The organism is Flavobacterium sp. Flavsp81 (assembly GCF_059491325.1).
On record NZ_CP168505.1, the window covers coordinates 1,943,191 to 1,955,440 of the forward strand.

A 12,250-nucleotide genomic window follows, 5' to 3' on the forward strand; every position below is an offset into this window, starting at 1 on the left:
TTAAAATAAAAATTATGAAAAAAGAAATTGCTCGTGAATTTTTAAAACTTGCTGCAACAGGGCACGCCCATGAAGCGTTTCGTCTATATGTCAGCAAAGATTTCAAACATCATAATGTACATTTTAAAGGTGATGCCGAGACATTAATGCTTGCGATGGAAGAATCAGCAAAAACAAATCCTAATAAAATTTTCAAAATTCACCATATTTTAGAAGACGGGAATTTAGTTGTGGTACATTCTCATTTACAGCAAACCAAAACTGATTTGGGTTTTGCCGTAGTACATATTCTTAAATTTGAATCTGATAAAATAGTTGAACTTTGGGATTTAGGCCAGCCTGTACCTGCCAAAATGATAAATGAAAATGGAATGTTTTAATAAAAATAAAAAATGACCCCAATCTTAAGAACCTCCTTTTTATTCTCTTTTATTTTTTTACTTTCTAACTGCAATTCGTTTTCACAAAAAAAAGACAACTTCAAACCTAAAACTGACAGTTTAATTAAAGCTGCAGACTCCAAATTTAATGGCGTTGTTCTTCTTTCGGAAAAAGGAAAAACGGTTTATTCTAAAGTACAGGGTTTTGCTTATTTTGATAAAAAGATTCCGTTAACAATTAATAGTCAATTTGAAATCATGTCAAACAGCAAACAAATTGCTGCTGTTTTGATTTTGAAGGAATACGAGGAAGGACGAATCGATTTGCAGGCTCCAATAAAAAGATATCTTCCGTATTTAACGCAAAGCTGGGCAGATACTGTTACGGTTCATCAGTTATTAAATCACACACACGGAATCGAAGATTTGAAAAAACCATTGCTTTTTAAACCTGGAACTGATTTTAAATACGGTAATTTAAGCTTTAATTTATTAGGTAAAATCGTTGAATTTACCTCTAAGAAAAGCTATTCCGAAATGGCAAACACTTTATTTAAAAAATTAAACATGAAAAATACATTCTGCTATTCTAAAGATAAAATACAATGTTTGGTTTCAGGATACAGTAACAATAAAAATGTTTTTGAAAAGATCACAACATCGCAAATAACTCCTGAAAGTTTAGGTGCCGACGGAATTATTTCGACCGTAAATGATTTAGCCATCTGGAATAATAATCTCCATAAAGGAAAAATCCTGAAGCCGGAAACGTATCAATTGATGATTCATTACAATATAAAAGCCCAGCACAATGTTTTTGGAAAAGAAAAAGAAGGTTACGGTTACGGGATTCGGATTGTAGATCAGGAAACTCCAAAATATATTGGCCACACAGGTGTAGGTGACGGGTTTTCTTCTGTAAATTTGTATTTTCCTGAGAGTGATGTCAGCTTGATTATTTTGGAAAACCAGATGAATGCAGACCGGGATTTATTGTATAGTACTGAAATTAAAATCAAAAATATCCTTTTAGAAAGCTATTTACTGAATCAAAAATAATATTCAATGGCAAAAAATAAAACAACAGAAACCGAAAGCAACGTTGCCGATTTCATGAATGCCGTTGAAGATCTGACAAAGCGAAATGACTCATTTGAGCTTGTTAAATTAATGCAGGAACAAACTGGTTACGAGCCAAAAATGTGGGGATCAGGTATTGTTGGTTTCGGGAGTTATCACTACAAATATGCCAGCGGTCATGAAGGCGATGCGCCTCTTGTCGGGTTTTCGCCAAGAAAGGATGCTATTTCACTTTACCTCTATCCTTCTTTTGAAGGCAAAGAAGAATTACTCCTGAAATTTGGAAAACATAAAGCCGGAAAAGGCTGTATTTACATCAAAAAAATAGCTGATATTGATGTTCAAATCCTTAAAAAGATGATTTCATATTCAGTCGAAAATTTAAAAAAACTATATCCATCCAAATAAAAACATGATCATAACTTTTATAATACTTATTTTTTTAGCGTTTACTCTTTTTCTGCAAGATGCACGATTTGGAAAGGCGCCAGCAGGCGAAAGACTTGCACTAATTCAAAAATCTCCTAATTATAAAAACGGCAAATTTGAAAATGTACACTTTACTCCTGACTTGACAGAAGGTTACACAATGCTTGGCGTATTGTATGAGTTCCTTTTTAAAAAAGCAGAACGAAGACTTCCTGCTGACCAAATTCCGTCAGTAAAAACAGATTTACTAAACCTGTCAATAAATCAGGATATTTTAGTCTGGTTTGGACATTCATCCTATTTTATTCAAATTGAAGGAAAACGAATTTTGGTTGATCCTGTTTTTAGCGGTAACGCCTCCCCTATTGCCGGCACTACAAAATCGTTTAAAGGTTCTGATATTTATACTGTTGATGATCTTCCTGAAATTGATTATTTATTGATCACACACGATCATTATGATCATTTAGATTACAAAACCATCATAAAATTAAAGCCAAAAACCAAACAAATTGTCTGTGGCCTGGGCGTTGGTTCTCATTTTGAATCCTGGGGATTTCCAATTCAACAAATCATAGAAAAAGACTGGCACGAAAAAATAGAACTTGACCCGAATATCACACTTTATACGGCTCCGACACGACACTTCTCCGGACGTGGATTCAAACGCTGCAATACACTCTGGTTATCTTATATTTTAGAGACAAAAGATTTTAAAATGTATTTGGGCGGTGACAGCGGTTACGATACTCATTTTGCTGAAATTGGCGATAAATTTGGCCCTTTTGATATTGCTTTAATCGATAATGGCCAGTATGATATCAAATGGAAATACATCCATAATTTGCCGGAAGATGTTATACAAGCCGCAAAAGATTTAAAAGCCAAAAAATTATTCCCTGTACATTCTTCAAAATTTCCTTTGGCAAATCATGCCTGGGACGAACCTTTGAAAAGAGTAACTGAGTTGAATTCAGCTTTAGAAAACCCGATTCCATTAGTCACCCCGATGATTGGTGAATTGGTCAAATTGAAAAATGAAAAACAGGAATTTCAACAATGGTGGAAAAAAATAAAATAACAATTAAAACCTGCAACTTGAAACTAAAAATCAATCTATTATTAATTACATTACTGATTTCGTACTCTGTATTTTCTCAGAATACGTATGTTTTTCTGGGATCATACAATCAGGATAAAACTGCAGAATCTATTTTGGTATATCAATTAGATACCTTAAACGGGAAACTGACCAAAATAACTTCAGCCAGAAGCCTGATAAATCCGTCATTTTTGACCGTATCCCCAAACGGAAAATATATTTATGCCTGCACAGAAAGCAAAACTCCAAATGCAGGAAGTGTGAGCAGTTTTGAATTTAATCCGAAGAACAAATACCTTATTTTTTTAAACAAACAGTCAAGTGGGGGCGAAAACCCGGTTTATCTTTCCGTACACAAAAGCGGGAAATGGCTTGTAAATGCTAATTATACTGAAGGAAGTGTTTCTGTTCATCCTTTATTGGAAGATGGAAAAATCGATTCGATTGCACAGAATTTTCAATATATGGATGGAAGCGTCAATAAAAAAAGACAAACCCGCTCTCATGTTCATTCTGCTATTTTTTCACCTCAGTTTGATTATTTGTTTTTACCGGATTTAGGAGCTGATAAAATAAGATGTTATCAATTTGACGAAACGCAAAAGAAACCTTTAATCGAAGCTAAAATTCCGTTTACAAAAACAGATTCAGAAAGCGGACCAAGACATTTTACTTTTCATCCAAATCAAAAATTTGGTTATTGTATTGAAGAAATGTCGGGAACCGTAAGTGTCTATCACTATGAAAATGGAACTTTAAATAAAATCCAGCGCGTCAATGCACATCCTGATAGTATTACAGAAGGTTTTGAAAGTTCTGACATTCATATTTCGCCTGACGGAAAATTTTTATACGCCGCAAACAGAGGAAAAGAGAACAATATTGCTATTTTTTCTATTGCCGAAAATGGATTTTTAACAAACATCGGTTATCAATCAACCTTAGGCAAGCATTCGAGAGTTTTTGCCATTGATGAAACCGGAAAATTCCTGATTGTCACAAATGTGGAATCAGGAAATGTAGTTGTTTTTAAAAGAAATCCAAAAACGGGATTGCTTAAAAAAGCAGGAAGCGAAGTAAAAATGGCAAACGTTTCCTGCGTTCAGATTAAAAAAATATAATCAATAATCCATCTAAAATAGGTGTCAGGCTGAGCGGAAGCCCTTTTGAATCCTAAGCCTTCGACTCCGCTCAGGACGACAATGATTCCTGAAAATTAAAGATAATTATCAATAATAAAATTCTTGAAAAATGGACCCAAATTTCAATCTTCAGCCTGAAATTTTAGAAGACGATGTAACAAAATTAATTCCGCTGCAGGAAAATCATTTTGAAGCACTTTACAAAGTAGCATCAGACCCTTTGATTTGGGAACAGCACCCTATAAAAGACAGATATAAAAAAGAAGTTTTCAAACCCTTTTTTCATGCTGCGATAAACTCAAAAGGTGCGTTTTTAATTTTAGATAAAAAAACCAATGAAATTATGGGTACCTCACGATATTATGAATACAATCCTGAGAAGTCAAGTATAGCCATTGGATATACTTTTATCGGAAGAAAATTTTGGGGTGGGCCTTACAATAAATCAACTAAAAAATTATTGATCGATTATGCATTTCAAAATGTCAATTCTATATTTTTCCATATTGGGGCAGAAAATATCCGTTCACAAAAAGCAGTTCTAAAACTGGGTGCCACAAAAACAACTGAAATGAATTTTCTTCATAACGGAGTTGACTTACTTCATTTCGAATATGAATTAAAAAAATAAAATAATACATAATGAAAAGAATTACCGTTTTCTGCGCGTCGAGTTTTGGAACTGACGAAATTTACAAAGAACAGGCTGCTTTACTGGGGCAAACATTAGCCAAACAAAACATAGAATTGGTTTACGGTGGTGCGAATGTAGGTTTGATGGGTGCAGTTGCGGATGGTGTTTTAAATGAAGGTGGAAAAGTAATTGGCGTACTTCCTGACTTCCTGCGTTCAAAAGAAATTGCCCATACAGGTTTAACCGAATTAATCCTGGTTGAAAGCATGCATGAAAGAAAAACAAAAATGAGCGATTTATGTGATGGTGTTATTGCACTTCCGGGTGGTTTTGGAACTCTCGAAGAACTTTTTGAAATGATTACATGGGCACAATTGGGCTTGCATAAAAAACCAATTGCAATTTTAAATATAAATGGTTTTTATAATTCTTTATTAGAATTGATACAAACTATGACAGATAAAGGTTTACTGAAAGAAGAAAATCAAAAAATGCTGTTAGTAAGTGATAACATTGAAGATTTATTGGAGAAAATGAAAAATTATACCCCTCCAACTACTGGAAAATGGATTGATAAAAAACAAATTTAAAATTTCCGGTATAATCTGAATTTCTATTTTTAACACAATTTCTGAAATAACTTTCTTATCTTGGAACTCCAAAAAAAAATCTCAAATTATTTATTTAATCCTAAAATGAAATATTTAAAAGCCTATTATTTTTTACCCGCATTTATCTTATTTTTAAATTTAAACATTACTTACGCTCAAAAGACTGATACTGGAAACTGGTTTATTTATTTTGGAAATCAGGCTATAAATAAAAAATGGAATTGGCATAACGAAATACAATATCGAAATTACAATTTTGCAGGGGACACACAACAATTATTATTAAGAACGGGTATCGGATATAATCTGACCGAAAACAACAATAATATTTTACTGGGTTATGCTTATATAAATTCACAAAATTATATTGGAGATACGGATGAGAAAACAGATACTAATGAAAACAGGATTTATCAGCAATTTATAACGCGACAAAACTTTGGCAGGATTTATTTGCAGCATCGTTACCGTGTTGAAGAACGGTTCTTAAAGGACGATTTTCAAATGCGTTTCAGATATTTTCTGGCTTTGAATGTTCCGTTGAATAAACCAAAAATGGAAGATAAAGCTTTTTATATTTCAGCATATAATGAAATTTTCCTGAATGCAGAATCACCTGTTTTTGACAGAGACCGCCTATATGGTGCAGTGGGTTATGTAATTAATAAGAACTTTAGAGTTGAAGCTGGTTTTATGAGACAAATTCAGGAAAAAACAGGTCGAAATCAATTTCAAATCGTAATTTATAACAACATCCCTTTTAGTAGTAAATAATTTTAAAACTAAAAAACATGGCAATAGTAAATAACAATTTTGCAAAAGCCGAAATGCTGATTAGAAAACCTGTCTCAGAAGTCTTTCAGGCATTTATCGATCCCGAAGTAACCCGAAAATTCTGGTTTACAAAGGGTTCAGAAAAATTAGAGCAAGGAAAATCGGTTGTATGGGCTTGGGAAATGTATGGTTTTTCGTTAACTGTTTTGATAAAAATTATTGAAAAAAATAAACGAATCATCATTGAATGGGGAAATAAAGGCGAAGAAACAATTGTCGAATGGATTTTTACTTCCTTAAACGGAAAAGAAACTTTTGTAAGTATTACCAATTCTAATTTTCAGGGAGAAATTGATGAAATAATTACTGCAGTAAGAAATTCAACCGAAGGCTTTACATTGGTTTTGGCCGGGGCCAAAGCCTATCTCGAACATCAAATCCAGCTGAATTTAATTTTAGACAGATTTCCAAAGGGATTAAGTTAACTTTAAAAGATTATTATGTCAGCTATTCCAATCAAAAAACCTGCAACTATTGATGAATATATTGGCGGATTTCCTGCTGAGGTACAGGAAATTTTAGAAGAAATCCGTATGACCATTCAAAAAGCAGCTCCTGAAGCCAAAGAAAAAATAAGCTATTCAATGCCTGCCTTTGACCAAAACGGGATTGTTGTGTATTTTGCTGCTTTTAAAAAACATATCGGGTTATATGCTTTGCCAAGTGGTCATGAAGCTTTTCGGGAAGAACTGTCAAAGTATAAATCAGGAAAAGGCTCGGTTCAGTTTCCATTAAATGAACCAATGCCTTTGGATTTAATTTCCAGAATTGTCAGGTTTAGAGTTAAAGAAAATATAGAAAAAAATAAAAAATAAACCCGCGGTGTAATTGATTGAAACTTTTATTTGATATAAAAGCAAACTTAATCGAAGGCTTTTTACTTCGATAGGGCTTCGACTCCGTTCAGCCTGGCACCAAGTTTTGAATTACACACAACGGGTAGAAATAAATAATCAAATATGAACCTGTCTGAACATTATAATGAACTTTTTGAAAAATCTTCTAAGGCTATTTTGTCCGAGGATTATACTTTAGATACTAAAATTAACGATCCTTCAGATAAACGATTTGGAATTACTTTACTTATCCGGCCAAGTGAGGAAATAAAAGCCAAAATTCAGCTGTTCCTTGATGAATTAAAAAAAGTGGAACCCGATCAGTATTACTATCCGGCTTCTGATATTCATATTACCGTTATGTCAATTATTTCGTGCTATGAAGGTTTTACTTTAGATAAAATTTCTTCCTCTGATTATATCGAAATTGTTGAAAAAAGTTTAGTTGATGTAAATAAAATTCAAATTGATTTTCAGGGTGTGAACGCATCACCCTCCGCTGTAATACTGCAGGGGTTTCCTGTTGATGATGCTTTGGATACTTTGCGTAATAAATTACGTGAAAACTTCAAAAATACCACTTTAGAACAAAGTATTGATAGCCGATACAGTATTGCTGCAGCTCACATGACAGTAATGCGTTTCAAACAAAAATTAGAGAATCCCGAGAAATTAATCCAGGTTATTGAAAAATTCCGCAATCATAATTTTGGAACATTTACTGTTGATAAAATTGAATTAGTATTTAACGATTGGTACCAACGTAAAAAAAACACTAAAAATTTGTGTGATCTTTATCTGAAATATTTTTAGTTATATTTCAAAAAGTGATTGAATTTTATAAAAACCATTCGATTCCTTTATCAAGTCGAACAAGGAAATCTGTAAATGATATTCCAATCTGAGTATGATATTTAGCATTTAAATCAACAAAAGGAGAAAGAATTATTTTTACATTATTATGTGAATCAAACTCAATTCCAATAAACTCTCCACTTCCATTTGTACCAATTCCAATTGTTCTTGGTAATTCCTTAAAAATATTATAACTTTTATTAGCTTCAATAATTTCTTCTAAACTCCAAAGTTTTATAAACTCAACACCAATAAATTGATCAATTCCGGAATAATTTTTTAAATAAAAAACATAATCATCAGGAAGCTTTAAATTTGAATATCTCTCCAATACCTCAACTGTAACCATAGTAGAGTTTTGATTATTTTTAGGAAAATCATATTTGTCAAAAATTAATTGCAAATGTTCGTTCATAATTAAAAACCTTTCTACCCTTTCTTCAAAATATTCCCCAGCCCTTTACTAATCTGTTCGATTGCCTTAATACCTTTCGCTAACGGTGTAGATGAAAAATCTTCATAGGCATCCATAGAAGTTTCCTTTCTGTCTTCCTGCGGATAGACTAAAATCAGATTGTTATCACTAAATGATTTCTCAAATTTTTGAGGTAATTTATCAAATATGGATTTATACGAAACCGATCCTTTACGTGATAAATTAAAAACAATCAAATCAGTAGTAAGTCGAATTTCATCAGAAATTGCCTCAAAATCATCCCAGTCTAAAATTCCCTTAAAGCTTAATTTTGTGTTTAACTTAAGCTGATTTACAATCTGTACAATTGACTGATGCGTTTTATATTCAGAATAAATCACAATCGGAATACTTAATTCTTGTGATATCCTGCTAATTTTCTGTATCAGAAATTTAAAGCCAAGGCCTCTTTCTGAAAAAGGAGGACATATAAAAATCAATCTTTTTTGCTCAATAAAAGGTTTTACAAATCGGCAGATAAATAAATTCTTATCAACATTATTAATAATTGAATCTACGTTTTCACCAAAAATCTTATCTAAGAAACCAGTTTTACGCGGCCATCCGATAATGACCATATCAGACATAATTTCTTTTGAGGTTCTGGCTATTCCGCTCGCCGGATTATGGTCAATTCTGGCAATTGTATTAATTTTTACCTCTGTTGCCGAAGCCTGAATTATAAATTTGTCTAATGTTTTACGATATCTTCGAATATTAATTTCGGCTTCATCATTATTAGGAACGACCGTTAATAAGGTTATCGGATTTGAAGATTTCTTATCTTTAATTAACAATGCAAAATCCAGTAAACTTTCTGTCGAAGATGTCTTTGCTAACGGAATTAAAATATGCTCGTCCGGGATCAGATCTTTGTTATCGTCATTTGATAAAATTTCTTCTTCGCAAATAGCAATTTTCTTCGCTGCTTTTTCCGTTGCAAAAGAAGCTACAATACAGGTTATTAATATTAGGATAATGGTTCCGTTTAAGATATTTTCATCTAAAATTTTAGCTTTAAATCCAACCAAAATTACTGCCAGGGTTGCTGCAGCGTGCGCACTGCTTAATCCGAAAATAAGCTGTCTTTCTGTTTTGGTATATTTAAAGGCAATCTGAGTAAAAAAAGCCGCAATCCATTTTCCAAAAATAGCGACAACACTTAGTGTTCCAGCCACAATTAAGGCAGTCGGACCGCTTAAGATCACACTGACATCTACCAGCATACCAACAGAGATTAAAAAGAAAGGAATAAATAACGAGTTACCAATAAACTCAATCCTGTTCATTAATGCCGAAGAATGCGGAATTAATGGATTCAATGCCAAACCGGCAACGAAAGCTCCAATAATAGGCTCTACTCCTGCTACTTGAGCTAAAAAAGCAGCAAAAAACACTACGGATAAAACAAAAATATAATGAGCATGTTTTTCGCTTTCTAATTTTTTAAAGAACCATTTGGCAATCCTTGGAATTAACAAAAACATAATTGCTGAAAAAATAGCCAGAGAAACTCCTAATTTAATCCAAAATGCCTGGTTTAAATTCCCTTGGCTGCTTCCCATTATAATAGCCAAAATAATCAGGACAGCTGTATCAGTCAGGATTGTTCCTCCGACAGTTATGGCAACGGCCTGATGTTTTGCGATTCCAAGTTTACTGACAATCGGATAAGCCACCAAGGTATGTGTAGCAAACATACTTGCAGTTAAAAAGCTGGCACTAAAGTCATACTGCAATAAATAATAACAAACCGGAAAACCAATTGAAAGCGGAAAAATAAAGGTAAAAAATCCAAATAATAAGCTTTTATTCCTGTTCGCCTTAAATTCATTCATGTCGAGTTCTAAACCAGCAATAAACATAATATAAAGAAGACCAATAGTGGAGAATAAATCTACCGCTGAATTTTTTTCTAATATATTCAGTCCATGAGGGCCAATTACAACACCCGAAATTATCAAACCGATAATACCCGGAATATTTATTTTTTTAAGTAAGATTGGAGACAGTAAAATAATAAAAAGTATCAAAGAGAAAATCAATACCGGATTATGCAAGGGTAATTCAAACTCGTGAAATAAGTCTTTAAAAAATTCAATCATAGTGTAATTTTAAATCTTAGCAGCATTCTAATTTTCGAAAAGAAAAGTTTCTAAATTAAAGACTCTCAGTATTAAAAATCACATTGAGTTTTTGTTTTTAAGCCCTTAAAAATCGATTTCTTCAAATATTTTGCCTCTTTACAAAAATACCTAAAAAAACTACGAACTTTTTACGAAACGTCTATATTAAGCAATAAAATTTATTTCATTGCTTAATTATTAAAATTTAATATCTTTTTTAACAAAAACGCAATCTTAACAATTAATTTTTTAAATTCATTGCATATTCAATTATCTTTGTACTACTAAATTATTAAAAAAATGGAAGAATGTATATCGGTTTTTGATATGCTTAAAATTGGTGTTGGTCCATCAAGTTCACACACACTTGGACCGTGGCGTGCAGCCGAACGTTTTTTAGAAGAGCTAAGAAACAAATCAATTTTAGAACAGGTAATTCGGGTAAAAGTCGATTTATACGGTTCACTTTCATTAACCGGAAAAGGCCACGCAACCGATCTTGCAATTATGTTAGGCTTAAGTGGTCAGGATCCTGAATATATTCCGGTAGAAAACATTGCCGGAATCATTAAGACCATTGAAACTTCAAATGAAATTATTTTGGGAAAACAAATTTCGGTGCCCTTCTATTTTCTTCAGGACATTGTTTTCAATAAAAATTTCCTTCCTTTTCATGCAAATGGATTAAAATTTACTGCCTATAAAGCAGATAATACTGAATATGAATCTACTTTTTATTCTATCGGAGGTGGTTTCGTGGTTAAAGAAGAGCGTACCAATGCAAAAATAAAAGAGGAAATAAAATGTGCCTTTCCGTTTCCTATCCAAAACGCTGTTGAATTATTAAATTATACCATTTCAGAAAATAAATTAATTTCGGAAATTGTTTATGAAAACGAAAAATCAATGCGGACTGAAGCCGAAATTCATTCGGAATTAATGCGTATCTGGCATACAATGCTTGAATGCATGTACATCGGCTGTCACTCTGAAGGAATCCTTCCCGGCGGATTAAATGTACGCAGAAGGGCTTTTGATATGCATCAGAATTTAATTGGTTTATCAAATTATTCCGATCCGCAATCCTGGCTGGAAGAAATTAGAAAAACAGAGGTGAAATTTCGCCAAATCTTAAAATGGGTAAGCTGTTTTGCACTTGCCGTAAATGAAGTAAACGCATCTTTAGGACGTGTCGTTACTGCTCCTACAAACGGAAGTGCCGGTGTAATTCCTGCAGTATTGATGTATTATCTGGTAATTGAAAATCATAACGCGGGCGAAAAAGAAATCAAACAATTTTTAATGGTTGCCGGTGAAATTGGAAGTATTTTCAAAAAAGGGTCTACTATTTCTGCAGCAATGGGTGGCTGTCAGGCCGAGATTGGTGTCTCTTCATCAATGGCTGCCGCAGCTCTTTGCGAATTAATGGGCGGAACTCCTGCACAGGTTTTAATGGCTGCCGAAATTGCTATGGAACATCATTTGGGCCTAACTTGTGACCCGATTGGCGGCTTGGTTCAGATTCCCTGTATCGAAAGAAATACGATGGGAGCCATAAAAGCAATAAATGCTGCCGAATTAGCATTGGAAACAGATTCTAAAAATGCAAAAGTGCCATTGGATAAAGTAATTAATACCATGTGGCAAACCGCAAAAGATATGAATTCCAAATATAAAGAAACCTCTGAAGGTGGTTTAGCAATTGCTGTAAATATGGCGGATTGTTAGCATAATAATGCTTAATTT

Annotated in this window: 14 protein-coding genes; 12 read left to right on the forward strand and 2 right to left on the reverse strand. The window is 33.1% G+C overall.

Annotation, left to right across the window (positions count from 1 at the left end; all coding sequences use genetic code 11):
* Positions 1 to 14 precede the first annotated feature (14 nt).
* From ACEN92_RS07825 to ACEN92_RS07875, 11 genes are all read left to right on the forward strand, one after another.
* Positions 15 to 380: a nuclear transport factor 2 family protein gene (locus tag ACEN92_RS07825; RefSeq protein WP_495641814.1), complete on the forward strand. Its 366-nt coding sequence runs from the start codon at positions 15 to 17 to the stop codon at positions 378 to 380.
* Between the two features lie 12 nt (positions 381 to 392).
* Positions 393 to 1,439 carry a serine hydrolase domain-containing protein gene (locus ACEN92_RS07830; RefSeq protein ID WP_495641815.1) on the forward strand — a complete coding sequence of 349 codons (1,047 nt, stop codon included), beginning with the start codon at positions 393 to 395 and terminating at the stop codon, positions 1,437 to 1,439.
* Positions 1,440 to 1,445: 6 nt separating this feature from the next.
* Complete coding sequence (locus tag ACEN92_RS07835; RefSeq protein WP_495641816.1) at positions 1,446 to 1,868, forward strand: DUF1801 domain-containing protein; 423 nt, start codon at positions 1,446 to 1,448, stop codon at positions 1,866 to 1,868.
* 4 nt (positions 1,869 to 1,872) lie between these two features.
* Positions 1,873 to 2,970 carry an MBL fold metallo-hydrolase gene (locus tag ACEN92_RS07840; protein ID WP_495641817.1) on the forward strand — a complete coding sequence of 366 codons (1,098 nt, stop codon included), beginning with the start codon at positions 1,873 to 1,875 and terminating at the stop codon, positions 2,968 to 2,970.
* A gap of 17 nt (positions 2,971 to 2,987) precedes the next feature.
* Positions 2,988 to 4,112, forward strand: coding sequence for a lactonase family protein (locus ACEN92_RS07845; protein WP_495641818.1), 1,125 nt, complete (start codon positions 2,988 to 2,990; stop codon positions 4,110 to 4,112).
* A gap of 130 nt (positions 4,113 to 4,242) precedes the next feature.
* Positions 4,243 to 4,764: a GNAT family N-acetyltransferase gene (locus tag ACEN92_RS07850; RefSeq protein WP_495641819.1), complete on the forward strand. Its 522-nt coding sequence runs from the start codon at positions 4,243 to 4,245 to the stop codon at positions 4,762 to 4,764.
* 11 nt (positions 4,765 to 4,775) lie between these two features.
* Positions 4,776 to 5,357 (forward strand): LOG family protein, encoded by a 582-nt coding sequence (locus tag ACEN92_RS07855; protein ID WP_495641820.1) that lies wholly within the window; start codon positions 4,776 to 4,778, stop codon positions 5,355 to 5,357.
* A gap of 105 nt (positions 5,358 to 5,462) precedes the next feature.
* Positions 5,463 to 6,152: a DUF2490 domain-containing protein gene (locus ACEN92_RS07860; RefSeq protein ID WP_495641821.1), complete on the forward strand. Its 690-nt coding sequence runs from the start codon at positions 5,463 to 5,465 to the stop codon at positions 6,150 to 6,152.
* A 17-nt stretch (positions 6,153 to 6,169) separates the two neighbouring features.
* Positions 6,170 to 6,637, forward strand: coding sequence for an SRPBCC family protein (locus ACEN92_RS07865; RefSeq protein WP_495641822.1), 468 nt, complete (start codon positions 6,170 to 6,172; stop codon positions 6,635 to 6,637).
* A gap of 15 nt (positions 6,638 to 6,652) precedes the next feature.
* Positions 6,653 to 7,027, forward strand: coding sequence for an iron chaperone (locus ACEN92_RS07870; RefSeq protein ID WP_495641823.1), 375 nt, complete (start codon positions 6,653 to 6,655; stop codon positions 7,025 to 7,027).
* Between the two features lie 144 nt (positions 7,028 to 7,171).
* Entirely contained in the window at positions 7,172 to 7,861 is a 690-nt protein-coding gene (locus ACEN92_RS07875) for a 2'-5' RNA ligase family protein (RefSeq protein ID WP_495641824.1), read from the forward strand.
* A gap of 25 nt (positions 7,862 to 7,886) precedes the next feature.
* Here the strand turns inward: ACEN92_RS07875 and ACEN92_RS07880 are convergent, their stop codons facing one another.
* Both ACEN92_RS07880 and ACEN92_RS07885 read right to left on the reverse strand, forming a co-directional pair.
* Entirely contained in the window at positions 7,887 to 8,318 is a 432-nt protein-coding gene (locus tag ACEN92_RS07880) for an SMI1/KNR4 family protein (protein ID WP_495641825.1), read from the reverse strand.
* Between the two features lie 14 nt (positions 8,319 to 8,332).
* Entirely contained in the window at positions 8,333 to 10,483 is a 2,151-nt protein-coding gene (locus ACEN92_RS07885) for a cation:proton antiporter (protein WP_495641826.1), read from the reverse strand.
* 321 nt (positions 10,484 to 10,804) lie between these two features.
* Between ACEN92_RS07885 and ACEN92_RS07890 the strand changes: the two genes are divergently transcribed.
* Positions 10,805 to 12,232, forward strand: coding sequence for an L-serine ammonia-lyase (locus ACEN92_RS07890; RefSeq protein WP_495641827.1), 1,428 nt, complete (start codon positions 10,805 to 10,807; stop codon positions 12,230 to 12,232).
* Positions 12,233 to 12,250: the final 18 nt, after the last annotated feature.